The sequence below is a fragment of the Hyphomonas sediminis genome (genome assembly GCF_019679475.1).
GTDB classification, from domain to species: domain Bacteria; phylum Pseudomonadota; class Alphaproteobacteria; order Caulobacterales; family Hyphomonadaceae; genus Hyphomonas; species Hyphomonas sediminis.
The window spans coordinates 2,538,205-2,558,292 of the sequence record NZ_JAIEZP010000001.1 but is presented as its reverse complement, the minus strand read 5'-3'; the positions used below and the strand labels follow the sequence as shown (position 1 = coordinate 2,558,292).

Here is a 20,088-nt window from a genome sequence, read left to right as displayed (position 1 = left end):
CCGTGCACGCGAATCCGCACCGGTAGGGAGCCCCCCGGATTGCGGCGCAAACTATGAGCGCCCCCCCTTCAAGTCAACGGGTAAAGGCAAAAGCTATCTTGTTGATTTTATTGAGTTTAGGGGTGAGCGCGGTGCGCTACTCCGCCGCAACGAGTTCTTCGGCGGCTGCAAGGTCGACAGAGACGAGCTTGGAGACCCCTTTTTCCCGCATGGTTACACCGAAAAGGCGGTCCATTCGGCTCATTGTGACCGGATTGTGGGTAATCACCACGAAACGGGTGTCCGTGCGCTGGCGCATCTCGTTGAGCATATTGCAGAAACGGTCGACGTTGGCGTCGTCCAGCGGGGCGTCCACCTCGTCCAGAACGCAGATCGGGGCCGGACGGGAGAGGAACACCGCGAAGATCAGCGCCGATGCCGTCAGCGCCTGCTCGCCGCCGGACATCAGGTTCAGCGTGCCGAGCTTCTTGCCGGGCGGCTGGGCAAAGATTTCGAGGCCGGCGTTCAGCGGATCGTCCGCATCGACCAGGCGAAGCTCTGCCTGGCCGCCGCCGAAAAGCGCGGTGAACAGGGCCTTGAAGTGCTCGTTCACGGTGTCGAACGCCTTCACCAGCCGCTCGCGGCCCTCGGCGTTGAGCGTTTCGACGCCCTGACGCAGCTTGGCGATGGCGGCGGTCAGGTCTTCCTTCTCGGAGATCTGCAGGCCAAGCCGGGCCTCCAGCTCTTCGGCCTCTTCTTCGGCATTCATGTTCACGCCGCCAAGCTGGTCCCGGTCGCGGCGCAGGGCGTCCAGCCTGGTTTCAGCTTCTTTTGGCGTAAAGGCGCCCAGCGAATCAGCATCAAGGCTGGCTTCGGCAATGGCGAGCAGACCTTCGGGTGTCCGCTGGAAATTGTTGCGCGCAATTTCGATCGCTTCGGCAAGGCGAAGCTCCGCATTCTCCAGCTTTACCTTCCAGCCGGCGAGTTCCTCGCGGGCCTGGGACGCTGCTGCCGATGCACGGCGCGCGGCGGTATCGGCTTCGCGGATAGCGGTTTCCTTGACGGCGAGGGCGTCTGCGGCCGCCTTGCGTTCATTCTCAAAGGTGTCCAGTTCGCGGGAGAGGCCCGCGATCTCCTCGCTGAGCGCCTGCGGGCGCTCGCGCGCGGTTACGGCCGCAGCGGCGAGGTCTGCGCGGCGCTCGCCGAGGCGGTCGATACGGTCGTTTGCGGCGGTGAGCCGGCTGGTCCAGGCCTCGACATCGCGCTCCAGCGCAGCGCGGCGGGCGGCGGCCTGCTCGCGGCCCCGCGTCAGGTCTGTCAGCGCGCCACGCGATTCGGTTTCGGCGGCGCGGGCCGCCGTCAGTTCATTGCGCGCCGCTGAGAGGGTCGCCTCAAGCGTCGCCTCTTCATCGGCGGCCATCGGCGTGGCGAAGGTGAGGGCTTCGGTGATCGCGGCCAGTTCGCTCTCAGCGCGGGCGAGGGCTTCGCCGCCTGTATCCCGGCGGAGGCTGGCACGTTCGGCGGCCTGAATTTCTTCCACGGCCTTGGCGCGCAGTTCGCTCAGCGATTTCTGGGCCGGGCCAACCAGCGCGCGGACATGGCGCACAGTTTCCTCGGCATGCTGGCGGGCCTTCAGGGCATCTTCCAGCGCCTGCGTGCGGGCGGTGAGATCGCCTTGAAGCGGGGCGAGTTCGGCGCGGGCCGCGTCAAGCCGGGCCTGCTGCTCGAGGCGAGCAGCGGCGCTGACGGGGGCCTGCGGCGTGCGGGTAAACCCGTCCCACCGCCAGAGATGGCCTTCGCGCGACACAAGGCGCTGGCCGGGCTTAAGCTGGGTGGCCAGGCGGGGGCCGTCTTCACTGCGCACGAGGCCGCACTGGGCAAGGCGGGCAGCCAGTTCGCCCGGCGCATCGACGAAGGCCGAGAGCGGCTCTGCGCCATCCGGCAGCGCAATCGCGGTGACGCCGGCGCCACCCCAATAGAGCGCGGAGGCCTTATCGGTTGAGGCGGAGATGTCGTCTCCCAGCGCTGCGGCAACGGCCTTTTCGTAGCCATCGCGCGTGCGAATACGTTCAACGACAGGCGGGGCCGTATTGGCGGCGTCAGCCCGGCGCAGCAGCTTCTCAAGGCCGGCAATTTCGGCTTCCAGCGCGCGGACACTGTGGCTCGCCTGTTCCTGCGGCGGGCGGGCGGCAATCTCGGCGTCGCGGGCGCGAATAAGTTCGGCTTCGGCGGCTTCCACCGAGCGCTCGGCATCGTCCAGCGCAGCTTCGGCTTCTGCCTCGGCATTCTTGGCCTGACGCACACGCAGCACATGGATTGCCGCGTCTTCTAGGCCGGTTATCTCATTCTTCAACCGCGCGATCTCGGTGGTGAGCTGCGTCTTGCGGCGGGTCTGCTGGGCGGCTGAGTCCTCGGCGGCGCGGCGGCGGGCACGCACTTCGGAGAGGCGGGCCTGGGCCTCATCGGCAGCCGTCTCAGCGGCGGCAAGGCGCGCTCTGGCAGCGTCGAGCGCTTGCTGGGCGTTGGTCTCAAGGGCCTTGTTGGTGGCGGCATCTTCCACCGGCAGGGCCGAAAGCTCGTTGCGCGCATGGGCAAGGGCGGCTTCGGCCTCGGCGCGGCCAGCGGTTTCACGCTCGAAGTCTTCCGTCAGGCGGGCGGCTTCCGCTTCAAGGCGCTGTTCGGCTTCTGCGGCGATGCGGTGTTCGGTCTCGAGGCGCGCGAGCGTAATGCGCGTCTGGGAGAGGCGGCCGGCAGCAGCCATTTCGGCCTCACGCAGCGCGCCGATGCCTTCGGCGGCTTCGATGCGTTCGCGCTCCCGCAGGGCATCCTCGCGGGAGAGATCTTCGACCTGCCGTTTGAGGGTGTCGAGCTGCTGGCGCGCGGTATCGGCTGCGCTGCGGGCCTCGGCCCAGCGCAGATGCGCCAGCAGGGCTTCGAGGCCATGGATTTCTTCAGACAGGCGGCGATAGCGGCGAGCCTTGGCGGCCTGGCGCTTCAGGCTGGTAAGCTGGCGCTCGACTTCGGCAGAGACTTCCGACAGGCGCTGCAGGTTTGCCTCGGCAGCGTCGAGCTTCAGCTCGGCCTCATGGCGGCGCGTGTTGAGGCCCGCGATGCCGGCGGCTTCCTCCAGGATGCGGCGTCGGTTCTGCGGCTTGGAGCCGATCAGCTCGGAGATCTGGCCCTGACGCACCAGTGCTGGAGAGTTTGCCCCGGTGGAGGCGTCGGCGAACAGGAGCTGGATGTCCTTACCGCGTACGGTACGGCCATTGATGCGGTAGCTGGAGCCGGCGCCGCGTTTCAGCTTGCGTTCGATTTCCAGAAGGTCTGCGCCATTGAATTCCGGCGGCGCGGTACGTTTGGAATTGTCCAGAACGAGCGTGACTTCAGCGGTTTCCCGCGCCGGGCGGGAGGCGGCGCCGGAGAAGATCAGATCGTCCATCTCGCCGCCGCGCATGGCCTTGGCGGAGTTGGCGCCCATCGCCCAGCGTAGTGCTTCGAGCAGGTTGGACTTGCCGCAGCCATTGGGGCCGACAATGCCTGTCAGCCCCGGCTCAATCGGCACGGTCTGCGGGTCAACGAACGACTTGAAGCCGGCGATGCGGAGTTCGGTTATCTGCATGCCGGGCCCTTCATCGATTACTCGACGCCTTTGGCGGCCAGAACCGCTTCGATCTGTTTCACAAAGCCGTCAGCGGTCGTGTATTCGCCGCCGAAGTCTCGCTTCACGCCGTCAATAATGAAAGTCGGAGTGCCGCCGACGCCCCATTTTTCGGAGGTCGCGTAGACATCTGCCAGCTTCTGGCGGATTTCACGGTTTTCGAGGCAGGCATCGAAGGTGGCGCGGTCGGCGATGCCGTGGCGCTGGCCAATGGCGGCGAGGGTGGTTTTCACCACACCGGTCTGCGCAGCGTAGCGGACGCCTTCCTGATTCTCGTAGAGATCATCGAGGATGTCGAAGAATTTTCCTTCCGGCGCGCAGCGGGCCATCGCGTAGGCAGCCACGTCGATCTCGTTGAGCGGGTATTCGCGGAAGATGAACTTCACTTTGCCCGTTGCGACGAACTTTTCCTCAATCGCGGGCTGAATGCTGTCATGGAAGTATTTACAGGCCGGGCAGGTGGGCGACGCGTACTCAATGATGGTCAGCGGGGCGTCCGGATTGCCCTTCACATGGCCCAGTTCACCGTCAGCTGAAGTTTCTGCACCAGCGCCGCCTTCCGCTTCAGATGTGCCGCCGCCAGCCGCACCACAGGCGACAAGCGCCAGAGCGGAAAACGCTACTGCAGCGAAACGGCGGGAATGGGTGAGCATGATCATAAGCCTCGCGTTAAGGAATGAGTCGCACCGGTTTCCAAATCGTTAACCAACCGGGCGCTTTTGTTTACTCTGTGGCGGATAGCACAGCCTCGCCCAGCGCAACAATTGCCGCGCGCAGGCGCGGATTGTCGATAGGCGCAGCAGATGCGGCGATTTCGGCCTTCTCGGCCCTGGAAAGGTCGCGCCAGCGGCGGCGATATTCGGCCGGCCCTGTGCGGCGTACCGGACCCTGCACGATGCGGATGCCGGTAATGTCTCCGCCGGCGGCGACGGAGACGCGCTGGCGGATCAATTCGGATTGGTGCTGGATCAGCGGGGCGGCCTGCGGCAACACGGTCAGCGTCAGGATGCGGCCATCCTTGGAGGCGCTGATCTTCTCCGGCTGGCTGAAACGCCAGATCTGCTCGCCGACGATTTCCCGCCAATTGAGCTGCAGCTGCTTCAGCGGCGGCAGTTTCGCCGTGCCGACCTTGCGCCCGACGCGCTGCGCCGCCAGCCCCAGCGGCTTCATCGGCGCGCGCACAGGCCGGGCGCGCGAATAACGCAGCTTCACCTGCGCACGCGCTTCTGCAATGGGATCAAGGTTCGTAAAGCTGACCATAATCACCACATTGCCCGGCTTCGCGCATAAGGGAAAGTTACAGGCATGAGCCGGCGTTCAGATTTCCGTGAACTCCCCCCGAAACTGCTTGCCTGGTTCGACCGGCATGCACGGGTGCTGCCGTGGCGGGCTCCCATCGGGCAGAAGCGGGACCCGTATCGCGTGTGGCTCGCTGAGATCATGCTGCAGCAGACGACCGTGCCCCATGCCGCGCCATATTTCGAAGCGTTCACCCGGCGCTGGCCGCGCGTGGAAGACCTCGCGGCAGCAGCCGATGAGGAGGTAATGCGCGCCTGGGCGGGGCTGGGATATTATGCCCGCGCGAGAAACCTGCTCAAATGTGCCCGTGAAGTGGCCGCGCGGGGCGGCTTTCCGGAAACAGCGGCAGGCCTGCGCGAGCTGCCGGGCATTGGGCCTTACACTTCCGGCGCAATCGCCGCGCTTGCCTTTGGCGAGCAGGTGGCCGCCGTCGACGGAAACGTTGACAGGGTGTTTGCCCGCCTGATGGCGCTGAAGTCAGACTGGGCCGAGGCCAAGAAGGAACTGGCGGCAAAGGTCGCCTCGCTCGTGCCCGCGAAGCGGCCCGGTGATTTTGCCGAAGCGCTGATGGACCTTGGCGCAACCGTGTGCACCCCCACAGCGCCAAACTGCATGATCTGCCCCCTGACGGAGTTTTGCGTGGCGCGGGCGGAAGGAAATCCGGAGCGCTATCCCATCAAACCGGCGAAGGTGGCCAAGCCGATCCGCTATGGTCATGCCTGGGTGGCGCGGCGCAAAGGGCAGGTGTGGATGGTGCGAAGGCCGCCGGAAGGCCTGCTGGGCGGCATGCTGGCACTGCCATCGGGCGACTGGCGCGAAGGCGCGCTGCCGGAAGCGGCGCCGCCCCTGAAGGCGGAATGGGTTGATACTGGCGAAGTGCGCCATGTGTTCACGCATTTCAGCCTGCGGCTGACGGTGTGGACGGCAGATGTTTCGCGCGCGCCGGCCGGGAATGGCGAATGGGCCGACCCGATGGAAGAGACCGGCTTGCCGACCGTTTTTGCAAAGGCCCTTGCATTGGCCGTGGGCGGAAAACCTAAGCGCCGGTGAAGGCGGCAATCTGGACGAAGCCTGCGATATTGATGGCAACGCTCATCCAGAACAGCGTCCGGAAATAGAGCTTTTTCGTCTTGTGACGGAACAACTCCTGGGCGACGATGGCGCCAGGCCATCCGCCAACAAGGCCGAGCATCAGCAGGATCGTTTCCGAGATGCGCCACTCGTTTTGCTTGGCGGCGCGTTTGTCCAGACCGTATCCGATGAAGGTTACCACGCTGGCGATGCCGTAAACGGCGAACCAGAGTTGGGAGATCTGCGCATTGAGGGCGACCGCTGTTGCAATGAACAGGAAAGCGGGAATGACCAGCAGGCGGGGGCTGCGCCCGACGAACTTTTTCCAGAGAGGAACTTTCGGCGGGGCTGGGCGCATCGGCCGTATGTCGCTGGCGCGCACGCGGCCTTTCTGATCGGTTGTTGCGGTATAGCTATAGAGGTGGCCCTCTTCGATATGGCGGTCATCCTTCGGAAACGAATGAATATGCGCAAAGGCGTCAGGGCCGCCATCTACAGGGATCAAAAACCCGAAACCGCGGTCTCCATTCCAGCGAACGAGCCGCCCCTCCAAACGGACGGGCTGGCTGTTGCCGGAGGGAGGCTCCGCGGGTTTACTCACGCATCATCTTCCTTGTTGACCGTTGCGGCGAGCGCGGCGGACAGGAAACGGTCTATATCCCCATCGAGCACGCCGGACGTATCAGACGTCTCCACTTCCGTGCGCAGGTCTTTCACCATCTGGTATGGCTGGAGAACATAAGATCGGATCTGATGTCCGAAGCCGATCGCGCTCTTGTCTGCATACTGAGCATCTGCGACCGCCTTGCGCTTTTGCAGTTCCAGTTCGTAGAGCCTGGAGCGCAACATCCGCCAGGCTTCGTCGCGGTTTTGGTGTTGGGAGCGACCATTCTGACACTGCACCACTGTGTTTGTCGGGATGTGTGTCAGGCGAACAGCCGAGTCGGTCCGGTTGACGTGCTGGCCACCCGCGCCGGAGGCGCGATAGGTGTCGGTGCGCACATCTGACGGGTTGATCTCAACATCGATCTTGTCGTCGATCACCGGAGAGACCGTGACCGAGGAAAACGACGTGTGGCGCCGTGCAGAGGAGTCGAAGGGTGAAATCCGCACCAGGCGATGCACGCCCTGTTCGGACTTCAGCCAGCCATAGGCGTTTTCGCCCTTGATCTGAATCGTTGCAGACTTGATGCCGGCTTCTTCGCCTTCACGCTCGTCGAGCAGCTCGACGGAGTAGCCACGCTTGTCGGCCCAGCGGACATACATGCGACGCAGGATGGAGGCCCAGTCCTGGCTCTCCGTGCCGCCTTCGCCGGCATTGATCTGCAGGTAGCAGTCATTGCCGTCGGCCTCGCCAGAGAGAAGGGCCGCGAGTTGTGCTTCCGCGGCGCGGGCCGCCGAGCGGCGCAGCGAGGATTCGAGATCGGCCAGCATTGACGGGTCGTCTTCAGCCAGCTCCATGAGTTCCGGCGCATCGGCGACCTCCTTTTCCAGAGACTGGACGAGGGCGATACCGTCGGCGAGCTTCTGGCGCTCGCGCATCATGGCCTGGGCTTCCTGCGGGTCGTCCCAGAAGTCGGGACGCTCGGAAAGGGCCGTCAGCTCATCAAGGCGTTTTGTGGCTGTATCCCAGTCAAAGACGCCTCCGTAGCAAGGTGGCGGAGCTTTCGATCTTTTCGATCAGCGAACGTATTTCTGCGGACATGACGAATTCCCTGTAACCGTAGATTGAAACAATTGAATGACAGCCGACCCTATAACCGGGCCGGCCAATCGGGTCAAAGCTGTGAGCGTGGCGTCAGAACACGTCGCCGAGATCGGCGTTCGCCGTGTCTTCTTCAACGGGAGTGGTGGTGTCGCTCGACGGGCCGCACGAGCCGGAAATCGAGAGGCAATCTTCGCTGCTGTTGAACGCGGTCAGGCCAGGCTCCGTTCCGGGGCGGAAGGCTTCGTCAATGACGATTGCCGTGCCCGGCGTTGCCAGTGCGCCGGTCTGCGCGTTGATCTTCACGAGGCGCACGCCGGGCGGAATACGGAACGGCGTCGGCGGTTCCTTCTCCAGCGCTTTCTCCATGAAGTCTGTGAAGATCGGTCCGGCGACCGAGCCCCCGGCTTCGCCTTCGCCAAGCGAGCGGTTGTCATCGAAGCCGATTCGGATGCCGACCACGAGATCGGGCGAGAAGCCGACGAAGACGGCGTCGCGATAGTCGTCCGTCGTGCCGGTCTTGCCCGCGAGCGGCTTGCCAACCCGCAGGGCGCGGCGAGCGGTGCCGCGCTCCACGACGCCTTCCAGCATGTGGGTCACCTGATAAGCGACGATCGGATCGAGAACCTGCTGGCGCGTGTCGGGTAGGACGGGCGGTTCGCCGCCATTCCAGTCATCGGCATCGCAGCCTTCGCAGATGCGCGTGTCGTGCTTGTAGAGGGTGCGGCCATAGCGGTCCTGCACGCGGTCAAGCAGGCTGGGCGTCACGAGGCGACCGCCATTGACGAACGCCGCATAGCCGCGCGTCAGGTCCAGCAGTGTGGCGTCACCCGCGCCGAGCGACATGGCGGCGTAAGGCGGAAGCTTCTCATAGACGCCCAGACGTTCCGAGAGGTCGGACACGGCAGGCATGCCGATGTCCTGCGCCATACGCGCGGTCACCATGTTGAGCGACTTTTCGAGCGCCACGCGCATGGTCACCATGCCGTAGGACTGACCGGCGGTGTAGTTCTTCGGCGTCCAGTATTTCTGGGTCGACACGTCGAACGAGACGAACGGCGCGTCCAGCAGGCGGCTGGCGGGCGTGTAGCCTTTTTCCAGCGCGGCCGCATAGACGAACGGCTTGAAGCTCGACCCCGGTTGGCGCTTGGCCTGAGTGGCGCGGTTGAAGCTCGATTTGAAGAAGGAGTAACCGCCCTGCATCGCCAGGATGCGGCCTGTGTGCGGGTCCAGCGCAATGATCGATCCATCGACCTCCGGAACCTGGCGCAGCGTGGCATTGCCAACCGGCACCATCACGGGTTCTGCGGGGGCATCCTCGGCGGTGGCCTCATCGGTGCCTTCCTCGGTTGTCGTGGTTTCAGGCGTTGCCTTTGCGCCATCCTTGGAGGCCTCCCGTTTGAACTCAGCGAGGATGACGTGGCCCTTTTGCAGGCCGGCCTTGCCTTCGGCGGGCTTGTAGGTGGCGGCCCATTTCACTTCATCGCCGGGCAGGCGGATCTTGGCGCCATCGGTCAGCAGGAGTTCGGCGCCCTTGTCGGAAACCGAAGTCACCAGCGCGGCTTCCCAGCTGCCATAACCGCCGGGCAGTTCGACTTCCTTCAGCGCTTCGGCGGAATTGTCGTCCACCGGCAGCGTCGTCAACGGACCGCGCCAGCCATGGCGGCGGTCATAGGCGATAAGGCCGGTTTGCAGGGCATCCTGCGCGGCAAGCTGAAGGCGGGTGTCGATGGTCGATCGGATCGACAGGCCACCCTGTTCCAGTGTGTCCTCGCCATAGCTTTTGATCAGTTCACGGCGCAGTTCCTGCACGAAATAAGTGGTGGCCGCAAATTCCGGCCCGCGCAGGCGCTTCACGGTGGTCAGCGGCTGTGCCTTGGCTTCGTCCATCTCTTCCTTCGAGATGTAGCCATCTTCCAGCATCCGCTGCAGCACATAGTCCCGGCGCTGCAATACGCGCTCCGGATTGGTGTAGGGGTTCACGCGGCCGGGGAATTTCGGCAGCGAGGCAAGCGTGGCGGCCTGCGCAAGGTCAAGCTCGGAGAGCGACTTGTCGAAATAGTTCAGCGCGGCCGAGGCAACGCCGTAGGAGCGGCCACCGAGATAGATCTCGTTGAGATACAGCTCAATGATCTGCTCCTTCGTGAACTCTTTCTCCATGCGCTGGGCAACGATGGCTTCCTTGGCCTTGCGCTCAAGGTTCTGGTCGTTGGTAAGCAGCATGTTCTTGGCGACCTGCTGGGTGATGGTCGAGCCACCCTCCATCCCACCGGAGCCGCTGAGCTTGTTCTTGACGGTGTTCAGGCCGCCGCGCGCCATGCCGGTATAGTCGAGGCCATCATGGGTGAAGAAGTTCTTGTCTTCTGCCGAGACGAACGCCTGCACGACATGCGGCGGGATCGACTCGTAAGGCACGAACACCCGGTGCTGGTCGGCAAACTCGGCAATCAGCGTTCCGTCGCCGGCATGGATGCGCGAGGTGATCGGCGGCTCATACTGCTTCAGCTTGGAAATCGACGGCACGTCGCGGCCAAGGGCAGCGAAGTAGACCCACACGGCAATGATGCCGATCACCCCCAGCACGAGGCCAAGGATCACCAGCCGCCGGGCCCATTTCCAGAGCGCGGCATACTTGCCGGTTTCCTTGTAGGGATCGGGCTTCCGCGAAGGCTGGAAGGTCGGGGGGGCGTCGTCAGTCATCTGCAACCCTTGCGGCGATTCGTGGGCGTCTCAGCCCAAATCTACTTTAGTTGCGAGCGGGTTCGCACGCATTTCCGGCTATACTAAGGCGCGCCGATGGCGGGCAAAAGGGGCCGCTGTCAGATGTCGCGGCGGTTGATCTCGCCATCATCGATGCGGATCTCTGGCAGGGGCCGCTTTTCCGGGGCAGCGCCAGTCAGGCCGTCGGCCAGCTTTCCGGCAATCGACTCGACCTCCTGCTGTGGAGGGTGATTGTCGAGCGCGGTCTGCCAGGCTTCGCGCGCCTCATCCTGCTTGCCCTGATGCCAGTAGATGTCGCCCAGGTGATCTTCGATCTCCCAGTGGCGGTGGGGCATCAGGTCTTCCCGCGAGGCCTCGATCAGGCGCTGGGCGCGGTCGAGGTCGCCCAGCTGGTAAAGCGCCCAGCCGAAGGAGTCCGAGATATAGGGGTCGCTGTCGGCCAGCAGCATGGCGCGGGCCAGCACCCGGTAGCCCTCTTCGATCCGGCCTGCGCGCGTCACCAGGAAATATCCGAGCGAATTCAGCGTGTAGGGATCATTCGGGCGCGCCAGGCGTTCGCTGCGCAGGATGACAAGCGCGTCATTGATGCGTCCCTCGCGGCCCAGCAGGTCAGCCAGCGTCATGCGCCGCTCGTGCGTATCGTCCAGCCGGCGGGCTTCCTCGGCATAGCTGACGGCCTGCGGAATATCGCCAAAATGGCTGTAGATAGAGCTGGCAAGGCCATTGGCGGCGGCCTGCTCGGCAGCATTGGCGGCCAGCTGCATCATCTCGGGCAGCAGCTTCATCGCCTTTTCGCGGTCGTTCAGCAGGGCGCTCAGCTGCAGCGCGCCATAGAGGGTCTGCAGCTTGTCATCGTCGTCAGACAGCGCCAGCGCTTCGGCGATGGCTTCGCGTGCCTCAGGCTCGCGGTTTGCCATGATCAGCGCCTGCGCGGCGGAGATTTGCAGGGAAGGGCTCGTTTCCGGCGCCGTCAGCGCCACATGCGCGGCGCCTTCGAACAGGGCTTCCTCGTAAAGCGCATCCACGACGCCGCTGCGAATGGCTTCGTTCTTCGGGTCGATCAGCAGCGTTGCAAGATCAAACCCGGCCCGTTCGGTGTCGAAGCCGCTGAGGTCGAAACCTGCCAGTGCCGCGGAAATGTAGCGTTGTTGCTGCAGCGCTGTGGACACGTCCGACAGCGATTGGGAGAATCCGGTTACATAGGTAAGTGCCTTGTTATCAAGGTTCTTGCCCGTTTCGAGGCTTTCGATGGCGGCGGCATAGCTGGTGGCCTGTTCAGGTTCAGCGTCCGCCAGCTGCTGGTAAACCGCCTTGGCCTCGTCGATCCGCCCAAGGCGCTGCAGCAGCAGGGCATGGCGGACGATCACGGTGGTTACATGCTGGAAGACGATGCTGCGCGGGTCGAATTCATGTTCGGGTGCGTCGATCCGCGTTGGTGTCAGCGCTTCATAAACGGCGAGCGCTTCATCCGTGCGGCCGGAAGCTTCCAGCAAGGCTGCCAGCGACAGGTCTGCCGTGATGCCGGGCATGCTGCCGGCAACATCCCGGTGGCGATCGACAGCCTCATCGGGGCGGCCTTCCAATGCCAGGAACCAGGCGTCGAGCCAGAGGTAAAAGCCGGGGGTTTCGTCATCATCGGCTGCGTCGGGCGTAATGCCGAGATAGGCGCGGGCGCCGGGGAAGTCCCCATCGGCGGCCCGGTCCAGTGCGAGATAGGCGTTCCAGAAATTGTGGTCTGCCCGCTCGCTCTCGGGCATCGCGGCCAGATAAGTCAGCAGTCCGGCGGTATCGCCCGCCCGGATCGCATCTTCCGGCGAGGCATAGACGGCTGCATTGCCATCAGGCCCGGCGACAATGGTCGTCAGCGCGACGTCTGAAAGGGGCGCCGCGGCTTTGGCCGGTTCCGCTTCGGCGGCCAACGCAGCTTTCTTGTCGGGCAGGGTCAGCTGCGGCACGCTGGTGCAGGCCGCTGCAGACAGGGTCAGCGCAAGTGCGAATACGCCGCCAAGGGCGCTGCAGGTGTGGCGCATGGGGATTCGCTCACTCCGGTAATGGGGGATCAGTGAAGCAGGCCCTTGCGGCAAGAGCAAGGCGGGCACTTCGCAAATGACGGACAGGTGAAAACGCCGCCCACAATGTGAGCGGCGTTTGGATTTTTTCGTCGATCAGGTGTTCGGGTAGGCGGGGCCGCCGCCACCTTCTGGAACTGTCCAGTTGATGTTCTGGTTCGGGTCCTTGATGTCACAGGTTTTGCAGTGAATGCAGTTCTGCGCATTGATCTGGAAGCGCATGGAGCCGCTGTCTTCCGTCACCCACTCATAAACGCCTGCCGGACAGTAGCGTTGCGACGGGCCTGCAAAGACATCGTACTCGGACGATTTCTGCAGGGCCAGGTCAGCCACCTTGAGGTGCACCGGCTGGTCTTCCTCATGGAAGGTGTTGGTGAAGGACACGTTGGTCAGCTTGTCGAAGCTGAGCACACCGTCCGGCTTCGGATAATCGATCGGCTTGAAGTTCTTCGCCGGTTTCAGCGACTCGGCGTCGGACTTGCCGTGATGCAGCGTGCCGAAGAAGGAAAAGCCGAACAGGCTGTTCACCCACATGTCGAGGCCGCCCATCGGGATGCCGATCGCTGTGCCGAGTTTCGACCAGAGCGGCTTCACGTTCCGGACGGTCTTCAGTTCCTTGTAAACCGAAGAGCCGTGATAGGCATCTTCATAGTTCGTCAGAACGTCTGCCGTGCGGCCTTCGCGGATGGCTTCAAAGGCAGCTTCTGCGCCCATCATGCCGGTCAGGATTGCGTTGTGGCTGCCCTTGATGCGCGGCACGTTGACGAAGCCTGCACCGCAACCGATCAGCGCGCCGCCGGGGAAGGCCAGCTTCGGAACGGACTGGAAGCCGCCTTCGGTGATCGCCCGCGCGCCATAGGCCACGCGCTTGCCGCCCTTCAGGAAGTGGGACACCGAATCGTGGTGCTTGAAGCGCTGGAACTCGTCATACGGCGAAAGGTAGGGGTTGGCGTAGTTCAGGTGAACCACGAAGCCGACCGTGATGAATGGCTCGCCATTGTCGCGGAAGTGGTAGAGGAAGCTGCCGCCGCCGGTCTTGTTGTCGAGCGGCCAGCCCATCGTGTGCTGGACATAGCCTTCCTTGAAGTTTTCTTCCGGAACGGACCAGACTTCCTTCAGGCCAATGCCGTATTTCTGCGGGTCGCGGCCTTCGTCGAGCTTGAACTTCTTGATCAGCTGCTTGGTCAGCGAGCCGCGGGCGCCTTCTGCAAAGAGGACGTACTTGCCCAGCAGTTCCATGCCCGGCTGGTAGTCTGCCTTGTGCTCGCCATCCATGCCGATGCCCATGACGCCGGCGACGATGCCTTTGACGGCGCCTTTCTCGTCATAGACCAGTTCGGAGGCGGCAAAGCCTGGGAACACCTCAACGCCGAGATTCTCGGCTTCGGTGCCCAGCCAGCGCGTTACGTTGGCCAGTGAGCCGGTGTAATTGCCATGGTTCTTCATGAAGTCCGGCATCGGCAGCCAGGAGATGTCCGCCGCGCCGTTCGGGCCGAGGAAGATGAACTTGTCGTCCGTCACTTCGGTTTTCAGCGGGCGGTCGTCCCGCTCACGCCAGCCGGGGAGCAGCGCGTCCAGGCCGACCGGGTCCATGACCACGCCCGACAGGATGTGGGCGCCGATCTCGCCGCCTTTTTCGATGACGACCACAGACAGGTCTTCACCGGCTTCATTCGCGAGCTGTTTGAACCGGATGGCTGCCGACAGGCCCGCCGGGCCGCCGCCAACGATAACCAGGTCGAACTCCATCGACTCGCGCTCAGGGGTCTCCGCCATAAGCTGCTCCTTGTTTGCGCTTTGCGCTTTATATCTGTATCCGGGTAAGCACTTACAGCCTGTTTCCCGAAGGTCCAGCCTGTCCGCAATGCCAACCCCTGCGTCAAGAGCGCCAATTTCTGCACTCACCGAGTGGTGGGCGGCCATGGGTGTGGCCGTCGACGAGCCACTTGTGGACGCTTTGCTGGCGGTTGCGCCTGCCGTCGCGGAAGCCGAATCCCGTGAAATTCAGGGCGCTCAGGCCGAGGGAGCCCCCATCCGTCGCCGGGGCGTCAAGACCGTGGCGGACTGGACGCGAGAGGCCCATTCGCTCGCCGCAAAGGCCGATTCCATCGAGGCGCTGGCCGAGGCGATTTCCGGCTTCACCGGCAGTCCGCTCAAGGTGGGGGCTGAGAAAACCGTCGTTTATGACGGCGTTCCCGGTGCCAGCCTGATGGTGATCGGAGAAGGGCCGGGCGCCGACGAGGACCGTCAGGGCAAGCCCTTCGTGGGCCGCGCCGGGCAGCTGCTGGACAAGATGCTGGCCGCCATTGGCCGCACACGCACCGAAAACACGCTGATTTCCAACGTCAATTACTGGCGCCCGCCCAGCAACCGGAACCCCGAAACCGATGAGCTGGCTGTCTGCCGGCCGTTCGTGGACCGCATGATCGAGCTCTCCCGTCCGAAGCTCATCGTGGCCGCGGGCGGTATTCCTGCCGTTTCCCTGCTGCAAAGCCGTGACGGCATCATGAAGCTGCGCGGCAATGAATACACTTACAGCACGCCGGGCGGGTATTCCGTGCCGCTGATCCCGATGCTCCACCCGGCCTATCTCCTGCGCCGCCCGCAGGACAAAAGCCGCGCCTGGCGAGACCTTCAGCTGATCGAGAAACGGCTCAGCGAACTGAGCTGAGACGCTGAGTGGTATTCTTCCAGCTCGCTTTCGGCGCAGCAGCGACTATTCCACAGCTTGCGGCGCCCGGAAGCGTTTTCCTCCGTCTTCACTTGATTGCTCAACAGGCGGCGGCGCCGGCGAGGGGGCAAATTTGAGCTTTTCACAGATGACCGGCGCGGGCTTGTCCTTGACTTAACCTCGGAATGAACGCCTCACCTTGGGCTGTGTTCCGATTGTCTCCGGCCTGTCCGGGAGGTTTCATGCCTGCGCCACTGTCCATCATCATCCCGTCGCTGAACGCGGCCGCCGACCTGCCTCTCTGCCTGGAGAGCTTGATGAGCGGGCTGGAGGCGGGGCTGATCCGGGAGGTGATTCTGGTCGATGGCGGTTCCGGCGACACGACTGTGAAGATCGCCGAGGCAACCGGCGCGCGCGTGATCATTGCAGGCGGCAACCGGGGGCGCCAGATCGCCGCCGGTGCCGGCGCGGCGCGTGGCGAATGGCTGCTGATCGTGCCGCCACCCGTTGCGCTCTCCCGCGACTGGGCTGAGCGCGCAGGCGACCATATCGATACCCGTCCGGGAAAGGCGGCCTATTTCGAACTGCATTATCGCTCGGACGACCGGCGTGCGCGCAAGCTCGAGCAATCGGCCAATCGGTATGCTGAGCGGCAGGCCCTGATTCTGCCCGAACATGGATTGCTGATTTCCCGAAAGCTTCTCTCTGAGGTCACCGGCAACAATCTTCCGCTGGATGAAGCGGCGATTGCAAAGGCGCTCGGCCGGGATCGCCTGGTGGGCTTGAGCGCGGAGGCGCGCGCCTCTGCCGCTGTGCTGGAGCAGAATGGCTGGAAACGCAGCCACACCGGCGGCGGGTATTTGCGCACATTGTTTGCTGCGAAAGGGTGAGGCGATGAGCGGCGAGGAGAAATCCGTCGAGCTCTTTCGTCAGGATGGGGAGGAATTTCGCTCTGTGCGTGCCTCCCTGCGCGAAGACCAATTCATGATCGACACGCAGGACATGGGCAAGGCGGTCGAGGCGTTCTGGGGCGACAGCGATTACGAATTCTGGACCATCGTGCCGAAAGAGGCGTGGGGCCAGCTGCTGATGGCATTCTCAATTGAGTTCTTTGCCAATGATCCGCGGGCAACAGATCGCCTGCGCGACATCTGCGCCACGCATGGTGTGCCGTATGATCGGGGCAGCTGGGCGTAGGGGCGCTGGCGCCTAGTTGGCGGTGTCCCACCAGTCGGCATCGGCAAAATCGGCGGTATGTCGTTCTGTCAGGTATTCGGCAAAGGCGTCGATGTTCGTCACCGTGCAAGCGTAGAGGCCGTTGCGCTCAAGTCCGTAGCGAATCAGCTGGGAATCGCTTGCTTCTTCGCAGGTTGGAATGGCCATTTTGTATTCCGTGACGCCATTTTCCGCTTTCCCGGCGCGGCGGGCCACCACATAGGCCCAGGCCCGGTCTTCTTCTTCTGTGAGCTCTGCTTCGCCCAGCCAGATGTCGGCGCCGCCCGCGCGTGTCAGCGGCGCGAAGCGCACGAAGATGGGTTCTTCCTCGTCTGCATGTTCGGGCAGGGGCATCACCAGATACCCGTCTTCCTGGGTGACCGCCTCAAGGCAGGGTTCGTCCGGTTCCATGCAAAAGGCCAGCGGGCCTTCCTGCAGGCGCACGCCTTCGCCAATCAGCTGGCGCTCCGACAGGAAGCACGCCCCGAGGAACAGGGCGAATGAGGCGGCAGCAAAAACTTTCAGGCGGCTGAGCATGACCGGGCTTTCAGATGGAAGGGCAGTTTCGGCAGCCAATCCGGCGATTCGACGACGAGAATTAAGATGAATTGAGCAGGGGCTGGCTGAGCGCCAGATGAACGCTCGCATGAAGGCCTACCCCAAAATCCCACAACATGGAATCCAAAAGTTCTTGCTTTGTTCTTTTTCTTCTGGCTTTCTCCGCCTCATGCGTACGGGACAGAAACTGAAGAAATCAGGACGGGTCACGCTTCTCGACACACACAGCGTGTCCGAGCGTTTCGAGCATCGGGGGCGCGGCGCTATCTCGAACCAGACCGGACGGTATGAGCGGGAGACGCGCCACGCCTTTGATGATGGCTGGGACACGATCGAGGACGGTGCAGACCGGCTCGATACGGAAGTGTTCGATGAAGTTGCCCGCACGATCATCACCTTCAACAAGTCGCCGGACATCTCCTTTGACCGGACGGTGAACCCCTATCGGGGGTGCGAGCATGGCTGCATCTACTGCTTTGCCCGGCCCACGCATACCTGGTCTGGCCTGTCAGCGGGGCTGGACTTTGAAAGCAAGCTGTTCCGCAAGACCAACGCGCCGGAACTGTTGCTGCGGGAGTTGTCGCGGCCTGGCTATATCGTGCGCGCCATCGCGCTCGGCATGAATACCGATGCTTACCAGCCAATTGAGCGGGAACAGCGCCTCACGCGCCAGCTGCTGGAAATTCTCGCCGCTCACAACCATCCGGTCAGTCTTCTGACGAAGTCGGCGCTGATCCAGCGCGACATTGACATCCTCGCCCCGATGGCCGCCAAGGGCCTCACGCGGGTAGGCGTGTCGATCACGACGCTGGACCGGCAACTTTCCCGCAAGATGGAGCCGCGCGCGGCAACGCCGCAACGCCGGCTGGAAACGGTGAAAGCCCTTTCCGATGCCGGTATTCCGGTCGCGGTGATGACTGCGCCGATCATTCCGGGCCTTAACGATCACGAGATCGAAACCCTGATTGAAGCGGCCGCAGATCATGGCGCGCGCGGGGTAGGCTATGTCGTGCTGCGCCTGCCGTTCGAGATCAAGGATCTCTTCCATGAATGGCTGGCCCAACATGCGCCGGACCGTGCCGCGCGCATTATCAACACGCTGCGCGAAATGAGAGGCGGCAGGGATTATGATGCCAACTGGTTCGAGCGCGGCACGGGCAGGGGGGCGGTGGCAGACCTGATCCGTCAGCGGTTTCTCAAGGCCGCCGCCCGCGCCGGGCTGAATCAGCCGCGCGAAGTATTGCGAACCGATCTTTTCAGCCCGCCGGGCCCAAATCGGAAGCCGAATTCCAGCCAGCTCAGCCTGGATCTTTAGCCGGCGCTTGCGGCCCGGCGTCAACCTTGTCCGCTGCCAGCGAGGCCCAGGGTTGCAGGCGCCGCTCTGCCTTCAGCGCGGCCTCGGCCAGCCGCCGCATCCGCCGTGCACGGAGCAGCGCGTTCTCCATGTCTTCAACTCCGGTCCGCCCTGCGGCAGCATTCGCCAGCAGGTCTTTCTTGATCGCTTCATAGGCCGCGTCGACCTCTTCCAGTTCGCGTTCGAACTCGGCCTTGAACTCGCTGGCGCCCTCGGCGGTTGTTGCCAGGGTCGCCAGCACGCCGGCGCGCAGCCGGTCCCAGGCGGGCCCCACCACCAGCCCGCGCAAAGGCTGCGTGCCGGTTGAGATAGAGGCGCCTTCGGCAATTGTCTCTTCTACATGGTGCACGGAACGGATCAGGTCTGGCAGGGCGGCCACCACTTCAGCCGGCAGCGGTTTTCGGCTCAGTTCCGCAATGAAGTCGCGGATCGCCTGGCCCAGCGCGAGGATGCCCGCATCCGTGTTGCCATTCTGCCCCTGTCCCGGCACGGGGCTCAGGCGTTCGCCCGCGCGGCTGAAGGCGATGTGCATCATCCGCTCGATTTCCAGCACCAGTCCCCGCAGCGCCACAGACGGCACCGCCGCCAGCGTTGCATCCAGATAGGCTGGCCGCCCGATCGTCTCCTCGGCGCTCACATACCGCTTCTGCAGCCAGGCTGTCAGTCGGCCGGACAGCGGCCAGATCAGCAGCACGCCCATGAGGTTCAGCAGCGTGTTGAAGATCGCCAGCGTCAGCGGCTCGTCCTTGTTGCTGGCCAGCAAGGCGTCGGCCAGGAAATGGCTGGCGCTCATCAGCGGGTAGAGCAGCAGGAAAGCTGCCGCGCCCGAATAGAGATTGAACACGATGTGCGCCAGCGCCACCCGCTTGGCCGCTGGCGTCGCCGCGGCAGAGGCAAAGATGGCGGTGGAGGTCGTGCCGATATTGGCGCCGATGATGCCCGCGGCTGCCAGTTCCAGCGGCAGGCCGCCGCCCGCCGTTGCCGTCAGGATCAGTGCAATCGCCGCGCTGGAGGATTGCGCCAGCGCGGCCAGCGCGATCCCGAACAGCAGGAAAGCCGGCGGCGCCAGGAAGCCTGCCTGCGACAGGTCCAGCGATTCGAAGAACGGCAACAGCGTCTCGAACCCGCCCTTCAGGATGCCGATGCCGAGGAAGAACAGGCCGAACCCGGTCATAGCCTCGCCGATGCCGCTGAGGCGTGGCCGCCGCTCGGCAAACAGGCTCGCCAGCACGCCGAAGCCGATGATCGGCAACGCAAAGGCGCCAATATCGAGTTTCAGCCCCACCAGCGCGACCAGCCAGGCCGTCATCGTCGTGCCGACATTCGCCCCGAAGATCACCCACACGGCATGGGAAAGCGTCAGCAGCCCCGCATTTACAAAGCCGATGGTTGCCACCGTCACGGCGCTGGAAGACTGTACCAGCCCCGTCAGAAGCGCGCCGGAAACCAGCCCCCGCGCCGGCGTCCGGGTCCAGCCGCGCAGGATCGCGCGCAGGCCGTCACCGGCGGCGAGCTTCAGCCCCTCGGTCAGCATCGTCATCCCCAAAAGGAACAGGCCGATCCCGCCCAGCAATTCCAGTCCCAGCATCATGCCAAGTTCACTCCGCGCGCCCGGCCGGTTCCGGGCGCCTGTGGCTTCACTGCTAATGGCGAATGCGCCGTGTGGGCAAGGGCTGCGGCGCCACCCTCGCCATTAACCGTGAAAATGTCCCCGGTAAGGTTTCAGAAGGGTTTCGTACACGCGCTGGTAACCGACGCGATTCAGTTTCGCCCTCAACAGTCACAGTA

The 20,088-nt window shown here is 63.8% G+C and carries 15 protein-coding genes; 5 read left to right on the top strand and 10 right to left on the bottom strand.

Annotation, left to right across the window (positions count from 1 at the left end; all coding sequences use genetic code 11):
* Positions 1 to 136: 136 nt before the first annotated feature.
* The 3 genes from K1X12_RS12550 to K1X12_RS12540 all read right to left on the bottom strand — a co-directional run bounded on the left by K1X12_RS12550 (position 137) and on the right by K1X12_RS12540 (position 4,897).
* Positions 137 to 3,598, bottom strand: coding sequence for an AAA family ATPase (locus tag K1X12_RS12550; RefSeq protein WP_220987913.1), 3,462 nt, complete (start codon positions 3,596 to 3,598; stop codon positions 137 to 139).
* A gap of 17 nt (positions 3,599 to 3,615) precedes the next feature.
* A complete protein-coding gene (locus K1X12_RS12545; RefSeq protein WP_220987912.1) occupies positions 3,616 to 4,290 on the bottom strand; it encodes a thioredoxin domain-containing protein in 675 nt (224 codons plus the stop codon).
* Positions 4,291 to 4,360: 70 nt separating this feature from the next.
* A complete protein-coding gene (locus tag K1X12_RS12540) occupies positions 4,361 to 4,897 on the bottom strand; it encodes a DUF721 domain-containing protein (RefSeq protein ID WP_220987911.1) in 537 nt (178 codons plus the stop codon).
* A gap of 45 nt (positions 4,898 to 4,942) precedes the next feature.
* Here K1X12_RS12540 and mutY point away from each other — a divergent pair, with 45 nt between their 5' ends.
* Positions 4,943 to 5,986 (top strand): A/G-specific adenine glycosylase, encoded by a 1,044-nt coding sequence (gene mutY, locus K1X12_RS12535; protein ID WP_220987910.1) that lies wholly within the window; start codon positions 4,943 to 4,945, stop codon positions 5,984 to 5,986.
* Here mutY and K1X12_RS12530 read toward each other — a convergent pair.
* The 5 genes from K1X12_RS12530 to K1X12_RS12510 all read right to left on the bottom strand — a co-directional run bounded on the left by K1X12_RS12530 (position 5,973) and on the right by K1X12_RS12510 (position 14,278).
* A complete protein-coding gene (locus K1X12_RS12530) occupies positions 5,973 to 6,608 on the bottom strand; it encodes a DUF1294 domain-containing protein (RefSeq protein WP_220987909.1) in 636 nt (211 codons plus the stop codon). The genes mutY and K1X12_RS12530 overlap by 14 nt on opposite strands.
* Positions 6,605 to 7,712, bottom strand: a protein-coding gene (gene prfB / locus K1X12_RS12525) for a peptide chain release factor 2 (RefSeq protein WP_220987908.1) whose coding sequence is annotated in 2 segments (ribosomal slippage) — positions 6,605 to 7,642 and positions 7,644 to 7,712 — 1,107 coding nt in all. Because the reading frame shifts where the segments join, the coding sequence is not laid out codon by codon here. Before prfB ends, K1X12_RS12530 begins: the two co-directional genes overlap by 4 nt.
* 93 nt (positions 7,713 to 7,805) lie before the next feature.
* Positions 7,806 to 10,412, bottom strand: a complete 2,607-nt coding sequence (locus K1X12_RS12520) for a penicillin-binding protein 1A (protein ID WP_225907970.1) — start codon at positions 10,410 to 10,412, stop codon at positions 7,806 to 7,808.
* Positions 10,413 to 10,531: 119 nt separating this feature from the next.
* Positions 10,532 to 12,463 (bottom strand): tetratricopeptide repeat protein, encoded by a 1,932-nt coding sequence (locus K1X12_RS12515; RefSeq protein ID WP_220987906.1) that lies wholly within the window; start codon positions 12,461 to 12,463, stop codon positions 10,532 to 10,534.
* Positions 12,464 to 12,598: 135 nt separating this feature from the next.
* Entirely contained in the window at positions 12,599 to 14,278 is a 1,680-nt protein-coding gene (locus K1X12_RS12510; protein ID WP_220987905.1) for an electron transfer flavoprotein-ubiquinone oxidoreductase, read from the bottom strand.
* Between the two features lie 145 nt (positions 14,279 to 14,423).
* On the opposite strand from K1X12_RS12510, the gene K1X12_RS12505 reads away from it, so the two are divergent.
* The 3 genes from K1X12_RS12505 to K1X12_RS12495 all read left to right on the top strand — a co-directional run bounded on the left by K1X12_RS12505 (position 14,424) and on the right by K1X12_RS12495 (position 16,370).
* Entirely contained in the window at positions 14,424 to 15,173 is a 750-nt protein-coding gene (locus K1X12_RS12505) for a uracil-DNA glycosylase (protein WP_220987904.1), read from the top strand.
* A gap of 242 nt (positions 15,174 to 15,415) precedes the next feature.
* Positions 15,416 to 16,063, top strand: coding sequence for a glycosyltransferase (locus K1X12_RS12500; protein ID WP_220987903.1), 648 nt, complete (start codon positions 15,416 to 15,418; stop codon positions 16,061 to 16,063).
* Between the two features lie 4 nt (positions 16,064 to 16,067).
* Positions 16,068 to 16,370, top strand: coding sequence for a hypothetical protein (locus K1X12_RS12495; protein WP_220987902.1), 303 nt, complete (start codon positions 16,068 to 16,070; stop codon positions 16,368 to 16,370).
* 12 nt (positions 16,371 to 16,382) lie between these two features.
* Here K1X12_RS12495 and K1X12_RS12490 read toward each other — a convergent pair whose 3' ends face one another.
* On the bottom strand, positions 16,383 to 16,964 hold the full coding sequence (locus K1X12_RS12490) for a hypothetical protein (RefSeq protein WP_220987901.1): 582 nt from the start codon (positions 16,962 to 16,964) through the stop codon (positions 16,383 to 16,385).
* Positions 16,965 to 17,115: 151 nt separating this feature from the next.
* Between K1X12_RS12490 and K1X12_RS12485 the strand changes: the two genes are divergently transcribed.
* The gene (locus K1X12_RS12485) at positions 17,116 to 18,261 is read left to right on the top strand and encodes a PA0069 family radical SAM protein (RefSeq protein ID WP_220987900.1); all 1,146 of its coding nucleotides are present in this window, start codon (positions 17,116 to 17,118) and stop codon (positions 18,259 to 18,261) included.
* Here the strand turns inward: K1X12_RS12485 and K1X12_RS12480 are convergent.
* Complete coding sequence (locus tag K1X12_RS12480; protein ID WP_220987899.1) at positions 18,245 to 19,891, bottom strand: Na/Pi cotransporter family protein; 1,647 nt, start codon at positions 19,889 to 19,891, stop codon at positions 18,245 to 18,247. The two genes, K1X12_RS12485 and K1X12_RS12480, sit on opposite strands and share 17 nt — an antisense overlap.
* Between the last annotated feature and the right edge of the window lie 197 nt (positions 19,892 to 20,088).